The following is a 21,940-nucleotide window of genomic DNA, read 5'->3' as shown; positions in this document are numbered from 1 at the left end:
CTCGCTCATGAGCACACCCCGCATCGTCGTCACCGGCATCGGAGCCACCTCGCCCATCGGCGGAACGGCACCCGAGAGCTGGTCCGCCCTGCTCGCCGGAACCTCCGGCGCCCGATCCCTCGAGCACGAATGGGTCGAGCAGTACAACCTGCCCGTCACCTTCGCCGCCGAGGCGCTCGTGCGTCCCGAGACCGTGCTCGAGCGACCCGTCGCCAAGCGGCTCGACCCCTCGTCGCAGCTCGCCATGGTCGCGGCAAAGGAAGCATGGGAAGACGCCGGCAGCCCCGACATCGACCCCGACCGTCTCGGCGTCGACTTCGCCACCGGCATCGGCGGTGTCTGGACGCTGCTCGACGCCTGGGACACCCTGCGCGAGAAGGGCCCGCGTCGCGTCATGCCGATGACGGTGCCCATGCTCATGCCCAACGCCGCGGCGGGCAACCTTTCGCTGCACTTCAACGCGCGCGCCTTCGCACGCACGGTCGCCTCCGCCTGCGCCTCGAGCACGGAGTCGATCGTCAACGCCGTGCAGCACATCCGCGACGGCCTCGCCGATGTGGTGATCGCGGGTGGGACCGAGTCGGCCATCCACCCGATCACGATCGCCTCGTTCGCGTCGATGCAGGCGCTGTCCAAGCGCAACGACTCCCCCGAGACCGCCTCGCGCCCGGCGAGCATCGACCGCGACGGCTTCGTCATGGGCGAGGGCGCCGGCGTCCTCATCCTCGAGACCGAGGAGCACGCCAAGGCCCGCGGCGCCAAGATCTACGCCTCGATCGTGGGCGGCGGCGTGACCGCGGACTCGTACCACATCACCGCCAACGACCCCGAGGGCCACGGAGCCGCCCGCGCGGTGCACATGGCGCTGGAGATGGCCGGAGCGTCGGTCGACGACGTGACCCACATCAACGCGCACGCCACCTCGACGCCCGTCGGCGACCCGAACGAGTACAAGGCACTGCGCTCCGTCTTCGGCGACCGCGTCGACGAGATCCCCGTCTCGGCTACCAAGGCCTCCACCGGCCACCTGCTCGGTGGCACGGGTGCCCTCGAGGCGATCTTCACCGTGCTGGCTCTGCAGAACCGCGTCGCGCCGCCGACGATCAACCTCACCGAGCAGGACCCCGAGGTCCCGTTCGCCCTCTCCGGCTCTCCCGTCGAGCTGGGGGCGGGCGACCAGCTCGCCATCAGCAACTCGTTCGGCTTCGGCGGGCACAACGCCGTCGTCGCGATCGCCTCGGTCTGACCGCAGAAGAACGCCCCCTGGCATCCCCCCGACTGCGGTCGGGGATGCCAGGGGGCGTTCTTCTTCATCCGGGTGGGGATACGCGGTCCCGGTGCCGGGTATGGACACCGGCCTCCGGTAGTGGCGCCTCCCCGCCCGGGGGTCTCAGCCGACCTTGTGCAGCCAGACGATCTGCTGATCGTCGCCCGCGTGGCGGAACGGCTCGAGCTCTTCGTCCCACGCGGAGCCGAGGGCGACGTCGAGTTCGCGCTGCAACTCGAAGGGATCGCCCGCGGCGACCTCCATGGCGTAGCGCACGCGGTCCTCGCCGATGACGACGTTGCCCGAGGCGTCGGTCTGCGCGTAGTGGATGCCGAGCCCCGGCGTGTGCATCCAGCGACCGCCGTCGCTGCGCGGCGTGGGGTCTTCACTCACCTCGAAGCGCAGGTGCTCCCATCCGCGGATCGCGCTCGCGAGCGCGGCGCCGGAGCCGACCGGGCCCTCCCAGTAGAACTCCGCGCGGCGGCTGCCCATCAGCACGGGCTGGTCGGCCCAGTCGAAGTTGACGGCACGGCCGAGAGCGCGTCCTACCGCCCACTCGAGGTGGGGGCACAACGCGCGGGGCGCGGAGTGGATCAGGATCACTCCGCGCGAAGACGTGATCGCCATGGTCTCTCCTTCGTCAGGTACGTCTTCCCCTACGACCTGTGATGGAGCACGGCGGCTGTTCGTTTGTCCCGGCAATTATCGCCCGTGCATAACGAAATCACAACACTGTGATTCAGCCGCCCGTCACGGAGGCGCTGTCAGGCGAACCAGAGTGCCCAGTACAACGCGAAGTTGCGGTTGCCGTAGGCCGAGCAGGCGTCGCCCGTGCCCCACCGGGCGGCGAGGGCCGCCGGGTTCGGCTGGTAGGGCGTGTAGTTGTACAGCGCCGCGGTGGCGCGGTTCGTGATCGTCACGTCGGTGCCGCCGCAGGCCGGGTCGGGCGAGTAGGCGATGTAGTGCGTTCCGGGCTGGCGCATGAAGCCCGAGGCGCTGTACGACTTCAGATCGGTCGTTCCCTGGGCGACCTGCTCGGCGAAGCCGGCCGCGCCCGGGTCGCACGCGGCGTCGTCGGGGCAGCGCGCCCCCATCGCGGCCCCCAGCTGCTCGGCGCGGGGGGCGCGGGCCGATCGACCGGCGACCAGGCTCTGCTCCTTCTGCAGGGTCACCAGGATGACCTTCGCCGAGATACCGCACGCGCGCTGCACGCGGTCGATCACCTGCGCGGCGGATAGCTCTCCCCCGTCCCACCCGTCGCAGACCGTCTCGCCCGTGGCATCCGAGACGATCGGTTCACGCGCGGGGAAGTCCACATGCAGATCGGCGAGGCACGTGTCGCCCGTGCACGCGCCCACCTGGTCGTCGAGGAACGCCTGGATCTGATCGGCGGTCAGTGCGTCACCGTCGTAGAAGTCGTCGTCGCCGATCAGGGTGCCGGGGTCGAAGGATGTCAAGTCGACCGCGTCGCGTCGGGTCTCGGCGTTCCACGCGGCGTTCCACGCCCTCGTGAGCGACACCAGCGGCACGAGGGCGACCACGATCAGAGCGACGAGCACGACGGCCGTGACGCCGACGGTGATCCGGCGACGGCGGAGCACGCGCGCGCGGGCCGCGGAAGGCCGTCGCCTGCGTCTCTTCGCCACCCCTCGATCGTGCCGCACCGCGCTGACCGCTCGCTGCACGCACGGGGATGGCGTGGCGAGGCGGTCAGCGCGGTGAGGGGGTCGGAGCGATTCCGACTCAGCTGTCGGACGGAGCCGACGGCGTGGGAGCCGAGCCCTCTGCGGGCGGTGCGGGCGGTGTGGGCGCGGTGCCGTCGGTGGGAGGGGTGGGAACGGATCCCTCGGCGGGAGGAGCGGGCGGCGTCGGGGCGGTGCCGTCGGTCGGCGGGGCAGGCTTCTCTCCGCCGGCCTCGGGGCCGTGTGCTCCGGGACCGTTCGCGCCCGGGCCCTCGCCGGGGCCGCACTCACCGGGGCCGGTGCCGTCGGGAGCGGCGGGGCCGGCGGGCGCGGTGCCGTCGGTCGGAGCCGGTGCGGGCGTGGGCGCAGCGCCCTCGGCGGGGGCTCCGCTCGGCGTGGAGCCCGGCGTGGGCGCGGTGCCGGGGCCGGTCGCGCCCCCGTCGGCGCTCGGAGCCGAGGTCGCCGCGGTGAGCGTCGCTCCCCCGGTCTGCGCGGCCAGGGCGGCGCTGCCGCCGGTGAGCCCCGCCGCCACGATCACGGCCCCCGCGATGAGGGCGGGTCGCCGCCAGGAGCGGTGGCGTTGCTCGGTGCTCTCCTCCAGACGCGGGAGCGGCTGGGTGGGGTATTCGTCGTCGTTCATGATGTCCTCCTGCGCCGATGGCTGTCACCGGCTCTGAGACCAGACTTCGAGCCGGGACTGAAGCGAACCTGAAGCCGGTGCCCGAGAGGCGAGCGCACACGCAAGCCATATCTCGCGTTCAGGGGGCGGCCCTATCGTCACTCGGATGTCCGCTCCCGCCCGTGTGCTCGTCCTCGACGACGACGAGACGATCCGCGTGTCCGTGCAGACCGCGCTGCGGGCGGAGGGCTTCGTCACCGAGGCCGCCCCCGACGGGAGCGACCTGAGCGCCCGCCTCGATCGATTCCGTCCCGACCTCGTCATCCTGGACTGGATGATGCCGGGACCGAGCGGCATCCGGTTGCTGCCCCTCGTTCGCGGGACGGGCGACATCCCGGTGATCATGCTGACCGCGCGCGACGAGGTCGACGACCGTCTGCGCGGCTTCGCGGAGGGCGCCGACGACTACGTCGTCAAGCCGTTCACGATGGCCGAGCTCGTCGCGCGCGCCGGGGTCGTGCTCCGTCGGCGCGGGCGCCTTCCGCAGACCATCGCGGTCGGCGACCTGCTGGTGGATCCCGATGCCGCGACCGCCCACCGCGCGGGAGCGCCGCTCGAACTGACGGCGACGGAGTTCCGCCTGCTGCAGCTGTTCGCGGAGAGTCGCGGACGCACGCTGTCGAAAGCGCAGATCCTCACCCAGGTGTGGGGCTACGACGATTACGACCCCAACCTCGTCGAGGTTCACCTCAGCGCCCTGCGTCGCAAGATGGAGCAGCACGGGCCCCGGCTGATCCACACCGTGCGCGGGTTGGGCTACCGCTTGAGCGCGGTCGCGTGAGTTCCGCGGTCCTACGCTCCGGGTCGCTGCGACGCCGCACGATCGTCGCCGTCGTGGCTCTCGTTGCGCTGCTGCTCGTGGTGCTGGCGGTCGTGGTGGACCTGGCGCTCGGCGCGCGACTGCGCGGACAGATCGAGGAGCGCTTGCGTGATCGCGCCGCCGCCACAGCGTCGCTGGTCGGCATCGTCGACGACTCCGACCTGGCGGAGCGTCTGTCGGACCAGGGCCTCGCCGTCCGCATCGACTCCGCCGGGGGCGGGTCGGTGGTGGCGGGCCCGAGCCCCGAGCAGCTGCGCGAGGCGCCGGGCGGGCCGGGAGGACCGGGGGGCGGGGCGCCCGGGGAGCGTTCGGTACCGCAGCCCACGCCCTCCAGCGGCGTGGATGTCGTGGCATCCGAGGTGTCGGGCGACGATCAACTGATCACCCTGCGCTCGACGCTCAGCGACGGATCGACTTTAACGCTCACCGCTTCGGCCGTCGGTGTCGGCGAGACCCTGGGGCAAGTGCGATGGATCATGGCCGTGTCGTCGATCGGGGTGCTCGTCCTCGCGGCGGGCGCCGTGACACTCGTCGTCCGGCGGAGCCTGCGCCCCCTCGACCGGGTCTCGGAGGTCGCCCGAGCGATCGGCGCGGGCGAACGGGAGCGGAGACTGCACCCGACGCGCACCGACACCGAGATCGGTCGAGTGGCGACGGCGCTCGACGACATGCTCGACGATGTCGTGGGCGCGGAGAAGACGGCCCGCGAGGCCGAGCAGCGGCTGCGGGCGTTCCTCTCGGATGCCGCTCACGAGCTGCGCACGCCCGTCGCCGGCATCCGGGCGGCCGCCGACACCCTCGTGCGTGCCGACCTGGACGGGCCCGAACGCGAGATGCTCGCCGCGCACGTGGCACGGGAGGCCACGCGCGCGTCGCGCCTCGTCGACGACCTGCTGACGATGGCGCGAGTGGATCGTGGACTCGATCTGCAACTCGTCGACATCGATCTGCGCACGCTCGTGGATGCCGAAGCGCGTCGCATGCCGCTGGTGCACCCCTCGGTGCGGCTGCGAACGGCCGTCCCCGACCAGCCGGTCCGGACGACCGTGGATGTCGATCGCATCGCCCAGGTCGTGGCGAACCTGATCGAGAACGCCGCCCGTGCGACGGGCGGGACCGGGGAGATCGAACTCGCCCTGCGGATGGACGACCGACGCGCCGTGATCTCGGTGACCGACGACGGCCCGGGGGTGCCCGCCGCCGACCGGGAGCGGATCTTCGACCGGCTGGTGCGCCTGGATGCCGCGCGGGCCTCGGCCGCGGGCGTCGGACTGGGATTGCCGATCGCCCGCGGGATCGCCCGCGCGCACGGCGGCGACGTCCAGTACGTCGCGTTGCCGACGGGGGCGCGTTTCGAAGTCGAGCTGCCGTTCACCGTCGCCTGAACGCGGCGCGATCAGCGCGCCGCGCGTGAGGCGAGACGATGAGCGCGCGCCGGGCGCGGGCGCCGTCCGCCCGGCGGGCGGAGCGTGAACGGCGCCCGCGCCGTCAGCCCGGGGCGGGGATGCGTCAGTTCGCCGTGCGACCCACCGGGCGGCGGGGCGGGGCGGGCGGCGGGGCGATTCCCGCGGCCGTGAGTGTGAGACCGTCGGCGCCGCTGGCGTCGTGCATCATCTGATCGATGAGCTCGCGGTCGATCGCGGGCTCCCGACCGCCGTAGAACTGCATGACCAACGCGTTCGAGGCGTGGATCCACAGGCTCGCCTGGCGCACGCCCTCGTTGACGGGCAGCTGGAGCATGAACCCCTCATTGCGTCGCAACTTGTTCATGACGACGATGCGGAGGTGAGCGAGGATGCGGTCGTCGATGTCGAACGATGCGCGGTCTCGGTAGATGAGTCTTCCCACGACAGGTCCTTTTCTGGCGCGCCGAAACGTACCGGTAGAGCAAGGGCGGGACCACGCCGGGAAGCGAGGCAATGCGGGAGTTCCAGTATTCCACTCCGCACGCCGTGGGGATACTCCGCGAGCGATATATCGCTCACCGGGTGTGTCGCGCCTCGGGGGCCGTTCTAGAGGTCGCGGCGAATGCCCAGGCTGTCCGACGACAGGGTCGCTAAGTTGGGTCACGATCTGCGATCATCCGACCCACGAGAGAGAAACCCGTGAGCCATCACCGCACCTCCCCCGACCAGGAGGGCCGATCTTCGAGCCCCCTCTTCTCGAGAGGGGGTGAGATCTGATGCTGGCTGCGGCCCTGACGCTTCTGTTGGGGATCATCGTGACCCTGGCGATCATCGTCGCCTGCGGATTCTTCGTCGCGCAGGAATTCGCCTACATGTCCGTCGACCGGGCGCGGCTGACCGCGCGGGCCGAGAAGGGCGACGCGCAAGCGAAACGTGTTCTCGCGATCACCAAGCGCACGTCGTTCATGCTGTCGGGTGCCCAGCTCGGCATCACGGTGACCGGACTGCTCATCGGGTACGTCGCCGAGCCGCTGATCGGCGAGTCGATCGGCACGCTGCTGGGCGGCGTCGGCGTCGACCCGGCCGTGTCCGTGCTGATCGGAACCGTCGGCGCGCTGCTGCTCGCGACCGTGGTCACCATGATCTTCGGCGAGCTCTACCCGAAGAACCTGGCGATCGCGAACCCCGAGCCGCTCGCGCGCGCCCTCGCCGTGCCGACGCGCATCTACCTGCTGCTCTTCGGCTGGCTCATCACGGTGTTCGACGTCGCGGCCAACGCGCTTCTGCGCCTCCTGCGCATCGAGCCCCTCGAGGACGTCGACGAGAGCGCCACGGCGCGAGACCTCGAAGCGATCATCGAGGAGTCGCGCCAGAGCGGCGACCTGCCCGACGACCTGTCGATGATCATCGACCGCATCCTCGACTTCCCCCAGCGCGACGTCGAGCATGCGATGGTGCCGCGATCGCAGGTGGGATCGGTGACGCCCGAGACCACCGTCGGCGAGGTGCGCGCTCTCATGGCCACCGGCCACACGCGCTACCCCGTGATCGGCGCGGAGGACTCCCCCGTCGGCGTGGTCGAGCTCATCGACATCCTCCGAGAGGATTCCGCGGATGCCGCGCCGGTGGCATCCGTCATGCGGTCGGCGGTCGTCATCCCGACATCGATGCTGCTCCCGGTGGCCCTGGAGCGCATGCGGCAGACGCGCAACGAGTTGGCGTGCGTCGTGGACGAGTACGGCAACTTCGACGGCATCCTGACCATCGAGGACCTGACCGAAGAGGTCATCGGCGAGCTCTCGGACGAGCACGACGCCGAGGTGGCCGAGGTGTCCGCTGTCGGCGACGACGCGTGGAGCGTACCGGGCGACCTGCACCTCGACGAGCTCGAGAGGCTCATCGGTCACGACCTCGCCCACAGCGACGTCGAGACCGTCGCGGGTCTCGTGATCGAAACGCACGGCGACCTCCCGCCCGTCGGCGGGGTCGTACGGATCGACCTGCCCGAGCGGGCGTCCGAGACCGTGCAGGGACTCGATTACGAGCGCTGGCTCGCGGTCGAGGTCGTCGAGGTCGACCGTCACGTGCCGTCGCAGGTGCGCGTGCAGCTGCACGAGGTGGATCGGGATGCCGCCGCCGTCGACGGCCCGGCCCACGGCGAGGAGGTGGCCCGATGAACGGCTGGACCGTCGCGCTCATCACGGCCGCGCTCATCATCGCGAGCGCCTTCTTCGTCATCGTCGAGTTCGCCCTCCTCGCGGCCCGTCGTCACCGGCTCGAGGAGGAGGCCGCCACGAGCGCGTCCGCCCGCGCGGCCCTGCGCGGGGTCAACGAGCTCACCGTCATGCTCGCGTTCGCGCAGCTCGGCATCACCGCCTGCACGTTCCTGCTCGGAGCGATCACGAAGCCCGCGATCGACTACGCGCTGGCCCCGGTGTTCGAGGCGTGGGGTCTCCCCTACGTCCTGGCCGACATCATCGCGTTCATGCTCGCGCTGATCGTGGTGACGTTCCTGCACCTGGTCATCGGCGAGATGGCGCCGAAGTCGTGGGCGATCGCGCACCCCGAGACCGCGGCCAAGGCCACCGGCATCCTGGCCCGTGCGCTCACCTGGCCGCTGCGTCCGTTCCTGCTGTGGATCAACCACATCGCGAACCGCCTGGTGAAGGCCTCGGGCGTCGAGCCCGTCGACAAGGCCGCGGCGGGTGGGCAGGACGCCGACACGATCCGCGAACTGGTCGCCCACTCGCGTCAGGCGGGCACGCTCGAGCAGCAGTACTCCGAACCCATCGCCCAGGCGATCGCGCTCGGCACGCTCACCGTGGGCGACATCGTGCGCACCGACCGCTCCCCCACGGCCGTTGCGATGGACGCCACGGTCGCCGACGTCCAGGCCGTCGCGGCGTCGTCCACGCACCTGCGCATCCTGGTGGGCTCGGGTGCGGCGTCTCGCGTGATCCACGTGCGCGACACGCTTGCCATCGATCCGTCGACGCCGGCGCGCGACATCGCCCGCGATCCGCTGCTGCTCGAGCCCTCGGCATCCGCCTACGACGCCCTCGCCCGCATGCGCCGCGGACGGGTGCAGCTCGCGACCGTGGTCGAGGGCGAGAGGCTCGTCGGCGTCGTCACGCTCGACGACCTGCTGCGCGAGATCCTGCCCGGGCCGGGCGAGCGCGAGGTCGTCGCCGCGGGATGACTCGGTTCGGGGCGGATCCTTCCGTTCGGGGCGAGAATCGCGCGCCCCGAGGCGAGGATTCCGCCCCGAACCGGTCGGGTGATGCCGGAGCGCGAGAGTCCGGTCGGGCTGTCAAGCCGTCCGGAGGGATGAGGAACGCGGCGTACCGTCGCCCGCATTCACCCCCTCATCTCTTCGGAGGACATCCATGAGCAAGACCTGGTTCATCACCGGTGCATCCAAGGGCTTCGGCCGCGAATGGGCCGAGGCGGCGCTGGAGCGCGGCGACAACGTCGCCGGAACGGCCCGCAACCTCGACGACGTGCAGGAGCTCGTCGACTCCCACCCCGACACGTTCCTGCCCCTGCAGCTCGACGTCACCGACCGCTCGGCGGACATCGACGCCGTGCGGAAGGCGCACGAGAAGTTCGGCGTACTCGACGTGGTCGTCAACAACGCCGGCTTCGGGCATTTCGGCATGGTCGAGGAGCTCACCGAAGACGAGGTGCGCGCTCAGCTCGAGACGAACTTCTTCGGCGCGCTGTGGGTCACTCAAGCGGCTCTTCCGATCATGCGGGAGCAGGGCTCGGGCCACATCATCCAGGTCTCGAGCATCGGCGGCATCAGCGCGTTCCCGACCGTCGGCGCCTACCACGCGTCGAAGTGGGCGCTCGAGGGACTGTCGCAGTCGCTCTCGCAGGAGGTCGCGGGCTTCGGCATCCATGTCACCCTCATCGAGCCCGGCGGGTACTCCACGGACTGGTCGGGTCCGTCGGCCAAGCGCAGCGACGAGATCGACGCGTACTCCGCCGTGCGCGAGGAGGCGGCCAAACGTCCGTCGGCCAACGACCCCGGGAAGCCCGAAGCCACACGCTCCGCGATCCTGAAGGTGGTGGATGCCGAGAACCCGCCGCTGCGCATCTTCTTCGGCAAGGCGCCCCTCGGCATCGCCGAGCGCGACTACGAGTCGCGCCTGCAGACGTGGCGCGAATGGCAGCCGGTGTCCGAAGAGGCGCACGGCTCGTAATCGCGAGTCCGGCGTCTCCGGCGCGCCGTCCGTGCGCCGGGGCGTCCGGTGACCGCCCCGGCGCACGGGATGCGCCCCGGTACACGTGAACCGCCCCGGGGGCGCCCGAGCAGGCACCCGCGGGGCGATCTCGCGCCGCTCTACTTCGCCACCACCACCCTCAACGGAGCGCTCGTGGTCGCTCCTCCGGCGTTCGCGAACTCGATGGTGTAGGTGTACGTGCCGACCGCGCGGCCGGTGACGGGAACGACCACTTTCTGCGCGGCCGGGGTCGCCGCGGTGAGCGCGCCCGACGCGATCTCGACGTCGTTCTCGAGCAGGCGGTACGAGGTCGCGTTCGTGCCCCACCAGAGGTTCGCCGTCAGGGAGTACGCGCCGTCGCGGTCGCTGTTGTCGGAGGAGAGCACGGGCGCTCCCGGAGCGGCATCCGTCACCTTCACCGTGAGCGGTTTGGTCGCCGTCGTCCCCTTCGAGTTCACCAGCTCACCCGTGAACTGATAGGTGCCGTTGCCGAGCCCGGCGATGTCGACGACGCTCTTCTGCGCATTCGGCGTCGCCATCGTCAGGGGCAGTGTCGCGACCAGTTCCCCGTCGCGGTACAGCTTGAACAGCGAGCCGTTCGAGCCCCACCACAGGTTCATCGTGAGCTGGAAGGTGCCGTCCTTCAGGCCGGTGTCCCAGCCGTCGTTCGACGAGAGCACGCCCGTGCCCGGGGCGGCGGTGGCCCCGTCGTTCGACGGGACCTCGGGCAGGGTGATCGTCGACGTCGCGGCCGAGCGGTCTCCCTCGCCGACGGCGTTGACGGCCGCCACCTCGAAGGCGTGCGCCGAACCCGGCGCGAGGTCGGACAGCGTGCAAGTGGTCTCGGCCACCTCGCACACCGGCTCGGTGGCGCCGGCCTCGTAGACCCGGTAGCCCGACAGCGCCGCGCCGATCTGCGCCGGCGCCTCCCACGCGACAGTGATCGAGGTGTCGGATGCCGCGGTGGCGGTGACCTTCTGCGGTGCCGTCGCGCGGGTGGTGTCCCTCACGGCGAGCCACGAGATGACGGGCTTCTCGCTGCCCGCGCCCTCGTTGGTGATCACGTAGTCGACCGTCGCCGCCTCGGTCAGGGTGAACGTCAGATCGCCCGTCAGCGGTCCGCTCACCCCGGTCAGTGGCACGTTGCCCTTGGCGAGCTCGGTCCCGCCGACCGACACGGTGTGATTCATCGTGCGGTTCAGACCCCACCACTCGGTGAACCCGCCGGTCAGCGTGTATTGCCCCGCGGGCAGCGGGAGGCGGTAGGTGAGTCGCGTGGTGTCCTGGTACAGCCCGGTCGAGAACTTGTCGGTGATGTCGGTCGAGCCCTTCACCTTCATGCCGTCGGCGACGTATCCCCACTCGTCCGCCGAGGTCGAGACCTGATCGACTTCGTCATTGCGCAGCGTCGGTACGGCCTTCTGGACCGCGGTGAATTGCGGCGACGGCGTCGTGCCGGTTCCGGAGTCGATGTAGTAGACGAGCCCCGAGGGGATCACCTCATAGGCGGCGACCACCTTCTGACCGCCCTCGGTGAAGCGCCCGGTCAACACCAGCTTCTGCAGGTCGGTGCGCTTCTGGGCGGCCGAGTCGGCATCCCAGGTCACGGCCATGTCGGCCCCGTCGACCGGGACCGTTGCGGGCAGTTCGTCGTCGGCCTTCAGCGTGCCGACCACGCCGAGATCGCGCGGAAGCGCCTGCACGTAGACGAGGGCGAGGCGGGCGTTGTAACCCGACGTCCCCGTGGTGCCGAACTCCATGCGCACGACACCGTCCGCCGCGAGGGTGATGCGCTGGGCGACCGGCGTGGCCGCGCCGTTCGAGACCGCGGACTGCGTGGTCTCGGCTGCGCCCGGAGCCCGCACCTTGCTGTAGACGTTGGTCGTCAGCCCCGCCCGCGGAGCCTGCACGGCGACCACGTTGTAGGAGCCGGCGGGCAGGGTGAGGCTGTAGACGATCGGCTTGTTGAAGTCGGCGCCGAGGTACGACGAGCCCCAATCGGTCGGTGAACCCGCCGCGACGGTCGTCGCGGTGGTCGCGTAGCCCCAGGTCGCCGCGGAGCTGGTGCCGTCCCACTTCTGGTCGGCGCTGTCGTTGCGCAGGTCGGGGAACGCCGCTTTCGCCGTGGCGAACACCGAGCCGGCGGCCGCGCCCGACGAACCGGAGTCGATCAAGTACGTCAGATCGGCCGGCAGGGTCAGCACCGACGCGGTGATGCGCTGGTACACGCCGGCGGCGGTCTTCTCCGACGTGCGTCCGGTGGCCGTGAACGAGCTCAGCTCGGCGGCGGAGCCCGCAGCGCTCACCGAACCCGCGGTCCAGGTGATCGCGGCATCCGTGCCCTCGACCGACACCGTCGCGGGGAGGGTGCGAGCGGGGAGGGTCATCGAGAGCGTGCCGACGTCTTTCACGTCGTCGCTGACGTCGCGCGGGGTGAGCTGATCGACGGCGACGGCCAGACGCGCCTCCAGAGCGCGGGCGCCCTCGGCGTCGAGTCCGTACGCTCCCGGATCGGCGACCGCGTCGCGAGCGGCGTCGCGCGCCGACTGAAGCCGCGCCCACGAGTCGACGCTGTACTCGTCTTCGTCGAGGGCGCGTGCCGTGTCCACGCGCGCGGCCAGAGCCGAGGTGTCGACCTTGCTCGCGTCGGCGTTCGCGGTCACGACCCCCACCGCGTCGATGTTCAGCGCGTCGGCGTTCGCGGTGCGGATCTCGACCGTGTGGGTGCCGTTGCGGAGCCCCCGCAGCATGTACGCGGTGCGTTCGCTGCCCGCGGCCAGCGTCGGCGCGGCGGCGACGAGCTGCTCGCCGTCGACGATCACGTCGAGGGTCGGAGCTCCGGAGTTGGTGCCGACGATGTCGAGACCGGTCCCCGCGAACGTGTACGCCATGGTCGCACCCTGTCGGGTGCTCTTCGAGGCGGTGCGCTGCCACTCGTACATGCCCTGGCCGTTGACATGGCTCCACCCGTCGTCGAAACGCAGGACGGATGCCGAGGTGTCGCTCCAGCTGGTCTGGTGCATGCCGTCGATGATCTGGGTGTAGTACGGCGTGTAGCCGGGCACCGTCTCGACGGTGAGGTTGTCGAAGCGCACGAAGCTGAAGCTCGATCCGAGCTGGATGCGTCCGGTCGCCTGGGGGGCGGCATCCGTGTACAAGGCCACTTCGACCCCGTTGATCTGCGCGGTGTAGACCTCTCCCGCCACCTTCAGGGCGATGCGGTTCCACACGCCAGAGCCGGTGCGGAAGTCGACGCCCGCCGTCGTCGAGGTGTTGCCGGTGGCGATCACCGTGCCGTAGCGCTGCAGGGCCCACGCCCCGGTGGGCTCGACGCGCAGCTCGGCGGCCGAGACCGCCTGGCCGTTCGCCGTGCCGCCCTGCTCGCGCGCCCCGATGGTGGCGTACTGAGCCCCGTCGGCCTCGAACATCACGTCGGCGCCGACCAGGTAGTTCGCCCACCGCGCGTCGCCGATGGTCGTCTTGGGGTCACCGCCGTTCCATGCGCCGCCGGCCATGCCCGAACCGATCTGCTGGCGCAGCACGCGCCCGTGCGCGGCGTCGGAGGTCGCGACGGACTCGAAGGCGCCGTTCGTGTCGTTGGTGTAGCGCGGGGTCGCACCCTGGTCTTCGGCCTGCACGCTCGGGGTGCCCGACGATTTGTCGGCCGCTCCCCTGCTGGAGAGGTAGCCCTCGCCGCTGTCGACGAGGGTGCGCGTGTCAGGGTCGTAGCCCTGCACGTCGCCCGTGCCGCGGTAGTCGAAGTCGTCGGCGTACAGGTAGCCGTCGTCGACCACACCGTTGACGTCGCCGGTCGAATCGGTATCGAGCACGTCGCGGCCGCCGTCGGTGTCGGTGTACTCCGTCGTCGCGGGGGCGGTGCGTCCGAAGCCCTCGCGCGGCGCGATCTCGCCATCGCGTGTCTCGGCGTGATCGAGCGTCGTGGCCGTCACCGTCGACCACGGCTTCACGGTGACGGTGTAGCTCCCGTCAGCGGCGGGCGCCATCTCGGCGAGGGGGCGGACGTAGTTGGCATCCGCCGCCTGCCCGGCGTCGGCCGCGCGCGTCTCCCACACCTCCAGCGTCCTGTCGTCGCCCAGGGGCATCCCGTCGACGGCGACGCGGTAGGTCTTGGTGAACGAGCTGTCGTTGACGATGACGGTGGAGAAGTCCGCACCGTCGGGGTCGGCGAGGGTCGTGTACGACGCCCCGCCCGAACGGGCGCCGCTCGGCGGGTTGCCCGTGCCGAGCTCACTGCCCGAGGCCTGCGGGATCGCGCGCCAGATGCCCGCGGTGTTGTCGTCGTTCTCCCACCCGAGCGTGGCGAACTGCGTGAACTGCTCGAGCACCGCAAGGCCGCCGTCGTACGAGATCCAGCCCGACCAGGGTTCACGGGCGTTCACGAGCTCCTTCGAGGAGTACTGGAAGCCGTCGTAGAACGACCCGATCGCCGGCTGGAAGATGTTGAGCGTGCGGCGCGACGCCGAGAAGCCGGTGGTGACCCAGTTGCCCATCTCGAGCGCGCTGCCGGGGCCGCCCATCGAGGTGCCCACCCCGCCCTGCTCGTTGCTGTTGGTGTTGTTCGGGCGGTCGGCGGAGCTCGAGAACGTCGACTGGCCCTCGGAGTTCCACACCTCACGATCGAGCTGCTCGGCGATCTTCTTCATGTTGCCGTTGCGGTCGTCGGCGCTGCTGTAGTGGAAGCCGACGATATCGACGGCGTCACGCAACGAGGAGTCGCTGCCGGTCATCGCATCGCCCAGGGCGACCGGCGGGGTGCCGACGGTGTCGCCGGCGATCGTGCGGATCGAGGTGTACAGCTCGCGCTCGGTCGGCGAGGCGAAGCCGTTGTTCGGGTCGCCCGCGGTGGCGCCCTCGTAGCCCTTCGTGTCGTTGCGCAGCCACCCGGAGAAGTCCTTGTAGAGCTGCAGGTCGGGGTTCGAGGTCTCGTTCGCGTCGGGGTTGATCGAGTCGATCATGTAGCCGAACTGCCGGTAGGCAGCCAGGGTGGTGTTCTTGAACCAGACGTACTGGTCCTGGTGGTTCGTCACCCACGTCGGGCGGTTCCAGCGGAGGATGCTGACGTGCACCGGACCGTGCGCGACGGTCTTCGCATCGGCGGCGAGCTGGAATCCGGGCTCGCGGAGCACGTTGGGGTACTCGTCGCGCGAGCGCATGGTCGAGGCGTTCGCTCCGGTCGAGGTGTTGCGGTCGTTGCCCATCTCGATTTTTACGGTGTTCATGATCGGATGGTCGCCACCGAAGAGCGTCTCGATGAGTTCCCAGTACTTCTCGGGGTGCTGCGACTTGTAGTCCAGCAGCAGGGCGCTCGTCGAGTTCGCGCTGAGCACCCCGAAGCCTTTGAAGGTCAGACCGTTGACGTTCTTCGCCGCCGCGGCGACGTCACTGCCGCGCACCGTCACGGTGACGGGATCGGCGCCGGCCGCCTGTGCCGCGGTCGGAACGAGAAGGGCGCCGATCATCGTCGCCGTGACGAGTGCGGCCGCCGCCGCAGTGCGGACCGTAGGACGGGGATGAGGTCGAACCGGGGGGATCGGTGCCGTGACCATGGGGAGTCTCCTTCGACGGGGGCGCAGCGTCGGTCCGTTCCGATCGCCGCAGGGCACGCCCGTGTGCCCGCCCACATCGTCGGTCACCAGGTATGTCGCGCGGAAGCAAAACGAACACGTTCGATCACTCTTGAATTGATACGTACATCGCCCTACGCTGGCCGATCATGAGCGCAGGTTCTCCGCCCTTCGGACTGTCGCGCCGTGAACGCATCCTCGACGAGCTTCGCCGCACCGGATCCGTGAGGGTCGCCGACCTCGCCCGCGATCTCGGCGTCGCCGAGCTGACCATCCGGCGCGACATCGGCCAACTCGCCGACCGTGGACTGCTGACCCGGGTGCACGGCGGAGCGACGCTGCGCAGCCGGCTCGACACCAGCGTTCCCGCCGAGGCTCGGACGTCGGCGCCCATCCGCTTCCGGGTCGGAATGGTCACCCCGTCGCTCACGTACTACTGGCCGCACATCATCGTCGGCGCCCGCGCCGCCGCCACCGAGCTCGGTGTGCAGCTCGTGCTGCGCGGCGCCAGCTACTCGGTCGCCGATCAGCGGCGGCAGATCGCCTCGCTCGTCGACTCGGGGAGCCTCCACGGCCTGATCGTCGCCCCCGAGACCACCGGCGCCGACGGGCGGGCTTTCCTGCACTGGCTCGAGTCGCTCCCGCTCCCCGTCGTGCTCGCCGAACGCCGGGCGGCATCCGCCCTCGCCCTCACGAAGCTCGAATGGGTCACGACGGATCACGTCTTCGGCGGGTCGCTCGCGGCCGATCACCTCGCGACGCGCGGACACACCCGCGTGGGGATCCTCACCTCGGCGGGATCGCCCACCTCGTCGCAGCTGCGGCGCGGATGGGAACGCTCGCTCGCCGAACTCGGGCTCGACTGCCCCGTCGACGTCGACGCCTCGCTCGACGCCCTCGACGGCACCGCCCGCGAGGCGGTCGTGGCCGACCTGCTCGCCCAGTGCCGCGCCACCGGCACCACAGCGCTGCTCGTGCACTCCGACCCGCAGGCGGTGCTCGTGCAGCAGTACGCGCGCGACCACGGCTGGCACGTTCCCCAAGACCTCGCGATACTCGCCTACGACGACGAGGTCGCGGAGAGCGCCGAACCGCCGATCACGGCCCTGCGCCCCTCGAAGCAGCACGTCGGACGTCTCGCTGTCGAGACCATGGTCGGACGCCTGAGCGAGGGAGCGAGCCGGCCGGTCCAGCGGACGTACGTCCTCCCCGTGCTGCACACGCGCGAGTCGACCTGAGCGATCGGCGCTCGTCTCGCCACGTGCGCCTCGACGGACGCTCCATCGAACGCCGTCGCGCCGCGGGTGGGTCAGCGCACGTAAGCGTCGACGAGAAAAGACCCCCGGATGCCGCGGAACGCCTCGACCAATCGATCGAGCGCCGCGCGGTTCCAGCTCGCGAGCTGCAGATCGTGGGGGCCGAGTGGCTCGAGCCTCCCGGTGCGCAGCCGCACGACTTCCCACCCCGCCCCGCGGAGCGCGCGGTCCTTGCGCCGATCGGCGTCTTCGCGACGACCGACGTGCTCGAGGCCGTGCCGGCCGATCGAGTCGTACTCGACGGCGATGCGCAGCTCGGGGAAGACGAAGTCGGGCCACACCTCCAGGTGATCGAAGAACGGCCGCGCCACGCGGACCGCGTTCAGCTCCTCGCTCAGGTTCAGCCGCTCGCGCAGGTCAGCGCGCACCCGCCCTTCGACGGCGGAGGCGGGCTTCGGAGCGCACACAGAGACGAACGCCTCCCCCACGGCCACGGCGGGCGTCTTGCCGCACAGACGCTGCGGGCGCGGGGCGCGTCGCGCCCGCAGGACCGCGTTGGCGGACACCGCGGGCTTCGTGACGTCGTCGCGCAGGTGCAGCGCCACGGCGCGGGTGGGATTCGCCCGCTCGCTGCAGTCGGGGCACCACGCGCTGCGACGACGCTCCCGCCCTGGGCGGAGACGCTGCTCGGCCGGGGTGGCGGCGAACCGGTGTCCGGCGTCGCACTGCCAGAGCAGCAGGACGTCGGCGGCGGGAGGGACCTGGCTCAGCGCGATCCCGTCGTTGAGGTCGGGATGATACTGCCGCACGAGAGCCGGGAACGCGGCCCAGGCCGCGCGGTACGCCCCCAGGGGGTAGGGCACCTCGAGCCCCTTCGACCACTGCCTGCGGGCCCACCACGCTTGCACTCTCTCCGGCACGCGCCCGACGGTAGCGCCGACCCCCGACACCGACGGAGGAGCCGCGGAATCGCCGGCGCGCGGGAGCCGGCACCACCGCGGGACGGAGGCGAGGCCGGGCGAAGGTGCCTGGCGTCGAGTGATGACGACTCCCCCGCCTAGATCCGTTCCGCTGTCGATGTGGCTGTGCACCGCCGCGGTGATCGTCTTCGCCGCGGTCGCACCGTTCGACATCGACGGGGTGGGGCGATGGAACATCATGGCTCTCGGGCTCGCCCTGGTGATCGCCGGTGGCGTGCGGCTCGGTGTCGAGCTCCCGCGCGCGTAGGCCCCGGGGGGCGGGACCCGCGTGAGCCCCGAGGAAAGGAGTAGGGCGGGTGGGACTTGAACCCACGATCGTCGGGTTATGAGCCCGCTGCCTTGACCAGCTTGGCCACCGCCCCCAGCGGAAACGAGCCTACCGGCATCCGGATGCCGATCTCGAAAGCGGTCGCGGCCGGCGCCCTCCGTGACGCGCGCGGCTAGCGCCGAGAGCCCACCGGCGTCAGGCGGGGGATCCAGCACCGCACGTCGCGCGCGTAGGAGAGGTAGTCGTCGCCGAAGGCCCGGACCAGGTCGGACTCCTCGTGGGGACGGATCGCGTAGTTCCAGATGAGCGAGCCCGCGAGAGCGTAGACGACCACCATCCACGATGACATCAGCAGTCCGACCCCCACGCCCTGCGCGATGCCCGCGAGCGCCATCGGGTTGCGGACGAAACGGTACGGCCCCGCCACCACCAGACGGTTCGGCATGGCGGAGGGCAGGGGCGTGCCGTCCCCCTTGACGGTCATGGCCGCCGCCGACCACAGCCCGAGGGCGCTGGCGGCGACCACGACCGCGACCCCCGTGATGACCACGCCGTGGGGCAGCGGCAGCACGAGCCGCCACCGCTCCTCGAGGAAACGGATGACGAGGGGGAACACGACGAGGAAGAGTCCCCAGAACGCGACGATCTGCGTGGCCGTCGCGATGACGTGGGCCAGGGGCGTCGCGCGCGAGCGAGCCGGTCGGAAGGCGAACGGACCGACCAGCAGCAGCGAGGTCGGGATGCGGCCGAAGACGAGCAGCAGCCACGCGCCCACGGAGGCGACGCTCGCCGCGATCATGAGGATCACCCCCACCCCGGCGAGGGTCGTCATCGTCGCGTACAGCGCGAGGAGGGCCGTCACCACCAGGGTCCAGGCGGTCGCCGCTCCCGCTGCCACCCGTGACGCCCGGCCCGGCAGCACGGCGGCCAGGGCGGACGACACGACGAACAGCGGGATGTCGACCAGTGCCACGACGACCGGGTCGAGCCCGCCGAGGGTCGCTTCACGGACGAAGGGCACGGTGAACACCGACACCCACCAGGCGGCGCCGGCCACCGCCTGCAGCGCGAAGTACGTGCGACCGGCCAGGCGTGCGGTCGGCGAACGCAACGACACCGCCGGATCCCGTCGCTTCGTCAGTGCACGCGGGGTGCGGCGGGCTTGCCGTCGGCGGTGATCTGCGGGTGGTGCTTCGTCAGCTGGATGACGCCCCAGGTGGCGATCGCCCCCGCGATGACGAACCCGATGAGCGCCCAGGCGGGGGCCGTGGAGGCCTCGCCGAGGACGAGCAGGCCGATGAGCACGGCGACGATGGGGTCGATGACGGTCAGTCCCGCGATCACCAGGTCGGGCGGACCGACCGAGTAGGCCGTCTGCACGAAGTACGCGCCGACCGCGACCGCGGCGAGCAGCGCCACGAGGCAGAGAAGCGTCAGCCACTCGAAGTTGCCGGCCTGGGCGCGGCTGATGACGACCTTCGCGAGCGTCGCGACGAACCCGTAGATCACGCCCGCGGCCATGATGTAGAACAGCGCCTGCGCGCGACGACGAACGAGCACCCAGAACACGCCGAACACGATGACGACCACGGCGAGGATGCCGAGGATGATCAGCAGTTCGCGCTCGGTGATGACGTGCTCGGTGGCGAAGAACGCGGCGATCGTCACGAAGATGAAGATGCCGCCGACGCACAGCGCGATCGCGAACAGCGACTGCTTGGTCGGCTTGTGGCGCGACACGCGCGCATTCAGCACGGTCGTGATGACCAGGGCGATCGCGCCGAGGGGCTGCACGAGGATGAGCGGCGCCACCGAGAGCGCGGAGAGCTGGCAGACGATCGCGAGGCCCAGCATGAGCGTGCCCGCCACCCACGACGGGCGCGTCAGCAACGAGGCGAGCTGCGAGCGCGAGAGCCCCCCGGTGGTCTTGCCCGACAGGCGCTCCACCTTCTGCACCCCGCGGTGCTGGTACTGCGCCCCGAACGACATGAACACCGCACCCAGCAGGGCGAGCGGGATGCCGAGCAGGATGCGCGGATCGCGGAACACGCCGACGAGCTGGTCGATTCCGTCGCTGAGGGTTGCATCGAGCGGGATCACCCCTCGACGATAGCCGTCCGCTCGCTGGATAGGCTGGTGACGTGGCCGTACTCCCGATCCGCATCATGGGCGATCCCGTGTTGCACGCTCCCGCCTCCCGCGTCGACGAGATCACCGACGAGGTGCGTCAGCTCGTCGCCGACATGTTCGAGACGATGGATGCCGCCCCCGGCGTCGGCCTCGCCGCCCCCCAGGTGGGCGTGGGTCTGCGGATCTTCACGTACACGTACGAGGACGACGAGGGCCTCCCGTGGCGCGGCGTCGTGATCAACCCGGAGCTGTGGATCCGTCCGCTCGAGCCGGGCTACCCCGACCCCGACGACGAGAGCGAAGGGTGCCTGTCGTTCCCCGGCGAGCGTTTCCCGCTCCGCCGGTCGGAGGCCGCTGTGCTCACGGGCACCGACCTCGACGGCCACGCGGTGCGCATCGAGGTGTCGGGGTGGCGCGCACGCATCCTGCAGCACGAATTCGACCACCTCGACGGCATCCTGTACATCGACCGTCTCGATGACGAGGACGCGCGCGTGGTCGCCAAGATCGCGAAGAAGCGCAAGTGGGGGAAGCCGGGCGCCTCGTGGATGCCGGGCGTCGACGACATCGACGCCTGACCGTCCCCGCCGGTCCCGGCATCCGGGGGACGCGGCGATCCGGACCATACGAGCGGCCGACCGACGGCCCCGTTTGCTGTCGTGCGCCCGGGACCGCCCCGCACCTCACCCGCCGAAGGCGTGCAGCCCGAGGTCCTCACTGAGGAGCTCGCTCGCCACGTGTCCTCGCACACTCGTGCCCTGAGCGTCCAGCGGCGGGCTGATGATCGCGGCTCCCAGACCGCCGCGTGCGGCGAGGACGATCCCGCCCGACACGCTCGACTTGGCCGGGACACCGACCGCCCGCATCCATCGTCCCGATCCGTCGTACATCCCGCACGTCGCCATCACCGACACGACGTCTCGAGCGACGCGCGCGGGGATCACGCGGTCTCCCGTGCGCGGGTTGACGCCGCCTCCCGCCAGCGTCGCGCCCATGATGGCGAGGGTCTCGGCATCCACCAGCGTCGCGCACGCCCGTGCGTAGACGGCGACGGCGTCGTCGGCCGACGCGTCGAGCACGCCTTCCGCGCGCAGGAGGTGGGCGAGGGCGTGATTGCGGTCACCCCGCAGGTGCTCATCGTGGGCGACCTCGTCGTCGACGTCGAGCTCGCGGCCGGCGAATGCCGCCAGCCCGGCCGCGATCCGCTGCATCCGCCCCTCCGGGCCCGTGCCGTCGACGAGGGATGCCGTGAGCAGCGCACCCGCATTGACCATCGGGTTCGGCGGACGACCCGTGCCGGTCTCGAGCGTGATGGCGTCGAAGGACTCCCCCGTCGGTTCGATGCCGACGCGCTCCAGGGCACCGCCATCGGTGTCGAGCAGGGCGAGAGCGAACAGGAACGGCTTGACCGCCGACTGCACGCTGACGCGAACACCGGCCTCGGCACTGCCGCGGACGCTGCCGTCCGGCAGGGCCAGGGCGATGGCGCACAGGTCGGGGTCGGCGGCGGCGAGAGCCGGGATGCTGTCGTCGACCCGACCATCGCGGTGGGGGCGCAGGCGCGTGCGCAGCGCCTCGACGTCGTAACGGGAGGGGTCGGCAGGAGACGGCGATGCGGGAGGGGTCACTCCCCCACCCTCG

At 70.9% G+C, this 21,940-nt stretch carries 18 protein-coding genes and 1 tRNA gene; 9 read left to right on the top strand and 10 right to left on the bottom strand.

Annotation, left to right across the window (positions count from 1 at the left end; all coding sequences use genetic code 11):
- The first annotated feature begins 7 nt into the window (after nt 1–7).
- The gene (locus AB0230_RS12150; RefSeq protein ID WP_315995672.1) at nt 8–1,246 is read left to right on the top strand and encodes a beta-ketoacyl-[acyl-carrier-protein] synthase family protein; all 1,239 of its coding nucleotides are present in this window, start codon (nt 8–10) and stop codon (nt 1,244–1,246) included.
- Between the two features lie 144 nt (nt 1,247–1,390).
- Here AB0230_RS12150 and AB0230_RS12145 read toward each other — a convergent pair whose 3' ends face one another.
- The 3 genes from AB0230_RS12145 to AB0230_RS12135 form a co-directional block, all read right to left on the bottom strand.
- On the bottom strand, nt 1,391–1,894 hold the full coding sequence (locus AB0230_RS12145) for a DUF3145 domain-containing protein (RefSeq protein ID WP_076675660.1): 504 nt from the start codon (nt 1,892–1,894) through the stop codon (nt 1,391–1,393).
- A gap of 137 nt (nt 1,895–2,031) precedes the next feature.
- Nucleotides 2,032–2,913, bottom strand: a complete 882-nt coding sequence (locus tag AB0230_RS12140) for a hypothetical protein (protein ID WP_366375968.1) — start codon at nt 2,911–2,913, stop codon at nt 2,032–2,034.
- A gap of 97 nt (nt 2,914–3,010) precedes the next feature.
- Nucleotides 3,011–3,589, bottom strand: coding sequence for a hypothetical protein (locus AB0230_RS12135; RefSeq protein WP_366375966.1), 579 nt, complete (start codon nt 3,587–3,589; stop codon nt 3,011–3,013).
- A 145-nt stretch (nt 3,590–3,734) separates the two neighbouring features.
- Here AB0230_RS12135 and AB0230_RS12130 point away from each other — a divergent pair, with 145 nt between their 5' ends.
- Both AB0230_RS12130 and AB0230_RS12125 read left to right on the top strand, forming a co-directional pair.
- Complete coding sequence (locus AB0230_RS12130) at nt 3,735–4,409, top strand: response regulator transcription factor (RefSeq protein ID WP_366375964.1); 675 nt, start codon at nt 3,735–3,737, stop codon at nt 4,407–4,409.
- Complete coding sequence (locus AB0230_RS12125) at nt 4,406–5,833, top strand: HAMP domain-containing sensor histidine kinase (RefSeq protein ID WP_363579104.1); 1,428 nt, start codon at nt 4,406–4,408, stop codon at nt 5,831–5,833. Before AB0230_RS12130 ends, AB0230_RS12125 begins: the two co-directional genes overlap by 4 nt.
- 124 nt (nt 5,834–5,957) lie before the next feature.
- Here the strand turns inward: AB0230_RS12125 and AB0230_RS12120 are convergent, their stop codons facing one another.
- On the bottom strand, nt 5,958–6,296 hold the full coding sequence (locus tag AB0230_RS12120; RefSeq protein WP_298872682.1) for an ATP-dependent DNA ligase: 339 nt from the start codon (nt 6,294–6,296) through the stop codon (nt 5,958–5,960).
- A 334-nt stretch (nt 6,297–6,630) separates the two neighbouring features.
- Between AB0230_RS12120 and AB0230_RS12115 the strand changes: the two genes are divergently transcribed.
- The 3 genes from AB0230_RS12115 (at nt 6,631) to AB0230_RS12105 (ending at nt 10,059) form a co-directional block, all read left to right on the top strand.
- The gene (locus tag AB0230_RS12115; RefSeq protein WP_366375962.1) at nt 6,631–8,031 is read left to right on the top strand and encodes a hemolysin family protein; all 1,401 of its coding nucleotides are present in this window, start codon (nt 6,631–6,633) and stop codon (nt 8,029–8,031) included.
- Nucleotides 8,028–9,053: a CNNM domain-containing protein gene (locus tag AB0230_RS12110; RefSeq protein WP_366375960.1), complete on the top strand. Its 1,026-nt coding sequence runs from the start codon at nt 8,028–8,030 to the stop codon at nt 9,051–9,053. Before AB0230_RS12115 ends, AB0230_RS12110 begins: the two co-directional genes overlap by 4 nt.
- A gap of 187 nt (nt 9,054–9,240) precedes the next feature.
- Entirely contained in the window at nt 9,241–10,059 is an 819-nt protein-coding gene (locus tag AB0230_RS12105) for an SDR family oxidoreductase (protein WP_315995665.1), read from the top strand.
- A gap of 140 nt (nt 10,060–10,199) precedes the next feature.
- On the opposite strand, the gene AB0230_RS12100 is transcribed toward AB0230_RS12105, so the two are convergent.
- The gene (locus tag AB0230_RS12100; RefSeq protein ID WP_366375958.1) at nt 10,200–15,560 is read right to left on the bottom strand and encodes a chitinase N-terminal domain-containing protein; all 5,361 of its coding nucleotides are present in this window, start codon (nt 15,558–15,560) and stop codon (nt 10,200–10,202) included.
- Between the two features lie 254 nt (nt 15,561–15,814).
- On the opposite strand from AB0230_RS12100, the gene AB0230_RS12095 reads away from it, so the two are divergent.
- On the top strand, nt 15,815–16,903 hold the full coding sequence (locus AB0230_RS12095) for a substrate-binding domain-containing protein (RefSeq protein WP_315995663.1): 1,089 nt from the start codon (nt 15,815–15,817) through the stop codon (nt 16,901–16,903).
- A 71-nt stretch (nt 16,904–16,974) separates the two neighbouring features.
- On the opposite strand, the gene AB0230_RS12090 is transcribed toward AB0230_RS12095, so the two are convergent.
- A complete protein-coding gene (locus AB0230_RS12090) occupies nt 16,975–17,841 on the bottom strand; it encodes a zinc-ribbon domain-containing protein (RefSeq protein WP_366375957.1) in 867 nt (288 codons plus the stop codon).
- Nucleotides 17,842–17,962: 121 nt separating this feature from the next.
- On the opposite strand from AB0230_RS12090, the gene AB0230_RS12085 reads away from it, so the two are divergent.
- Entirely contained in the window at nt 17,963–18,148 is a 186-nt protein-coding gene (locus AB0230_RS12085) for a hypothetical protein (RefSeq protein WP_366375956.1), read from the top strand.
- Nucleotides 18,149–18,189: 41 nt separating this feature from the next.
- On the opposite strand, the gene AB0230_RS12080 is transcribed toward AB0230_RS12085, so the two are convergent.
- The 3 genes from AB0230_RS12080 to AB0230_RS12070 form a co-directional block, all read right to left on the bottom strand.
- Nucleotides 18,190–18,263, bottom strand: a tRNA-Ile gene (locus AB0230_RS12080).
- 78 nt (nt 18,264–18,341) lie between these two features.
- Nucleotides 18,342–19,286 carry a methyltransferase gene (locus AB0230_RS12075; protein ID WP_366375954.1) on the bottom strand — a complete coding sequence of 315 codons (945 nt, stop codon included), beginning with the start codon at nt 19,284–19,286 and terminating at the stop codon, nt 18,342–18,344.
- 20 nt (nt 19,287–19,306) lie between these two features.
- Nucleotides 19,307–20,269 carry a DMT family transporter gene (locus tag AB0230_RS12070; protein ID WP_363391754.1) on the bottom strand — a complete coding sequence of 321 codons (963 nt, stop codon included), beginning with the start codon at nt 20,267–20,269 and terminating at the stop codon, nt 19,307–19,309.
- A gap of 41 nt (nt 20,270–20,310) precedes the next feature.
- On the opposite strand from AB0230_RS12070, the gene def reads away from it, so the two are divergent.
- Complete coding sequence (gene def, locus AB0230_RS12065; protein WP_315995658.1) at nt 20,311–20,877, top strand: peptide deformylase; 567 nt, start codon at nt 20,311–20,313, stop codon at nt 20,875–20,877.
- 105 nt (nt 20,878–20,982) lie between these two features.
- On the opposite strand, the gene glsA is transcribed toward def, so the two are convergent.
- Complete coding sequence (glsA, locus tag AB0230_RS12060) at nt 20,983–21,927, bottom strand: glutaminase A (protein ID WP_315995657.1); 945 nt, start codon at nt 21,925–21,927, stop codon at nt 20,983–20,985.
- Nucleotides 21,928–21,940: the final 13 nt, after the last annotated feature.

The sequence above is a fragment of the Microbacterium sp. NPDC089190 genome (genome assembly GCF_040701795.1).
Classification (GTDB): Bacteria; Actinomycetota; Actinomycetes; order Actinomycetales; family Microbacteriaceae; genus Microbacterium; species Microbacterium galbum.
Note: the sequence above shows the minus strand (reverse complement) of the source record. Positions and strands in the feature narration are given on the sequence as shown.

Excerpts from the sequence above, each read along its gene's own strand:
- AB0230_RS12150 (WP_315995672.1), top strand. The coding sequence starts at position 8 with ATGAGCACACCCCGCATCGTCGTCACCGGCATCGGAGCCACCTCGCCC.
- AB0230_RS12145 (WP_076675660.1), bottom strand. The coding sequence starts at position 1,894 with ATGGCGATCACGTCTTCGCGCGGAGTGATCCTGATCCACTCCGCGCCC.
- AB0230_RS12135 (WP_366375966.1), bottom strand. The coding sequence starts at position 3,589 with ATGAACGACGACGAATACCCCACCCAGCCGCTCCCGCGTCTGGAGGAG.
- AB0230_RS12130 (WP_366375964.1), top strand. The coding sequence starts at position 3,735 with ATGTCCGCTCCCGCCCGTGTGCTCGTCCTCGACGACGACGAGACGATC.
- AB0230_RS12115 (WP_366375962.1), top strand. The coding sequence starts at position 6,631 with ATGCTGGCTGCGGCCCTGACGCTTCTGTTGGGGATCATCGTGACCCTG.
- AB0230_RS12110 (WP_366375960.1), top strand. The coding sequence starts at position 8,028 with ATGAACGGCTGGACCGTCGCGCTCATCACGGCCGCGCTCATCATCGCG.
- AB0230_RS12105 (WP_315995665.1), top strand. The coding sequence starts at position 9,241 with ATGAGCAAGACCTGGTTCATCACCGGTGCATCCAAGGGCTTCGGCCGC.
- AB0230_RS12100 (WP_366375958.1), bottom strand. The coding sequence starts at position 15,560 with ATGATCGGCGCCCTTCTCGTTCCGACCGCGGCACAGGCGGCCGGCGCC.
- AB0230_RS12095 (WP_315995663.1), top strand. The coding sequence starts at position 15,815 with ATGAGCGCAGGTTCTCCGCCCTTCGGACTGTCGCGCCGTGAACGCATC.
- AB0230_RS12085 (WP_366375956.1), top strand. The coding sequence starts at position 17,963 with ATGACGACTCCCCCGCCTAGATCCGTTCCGCTGTCGATGTGGCTGTGC.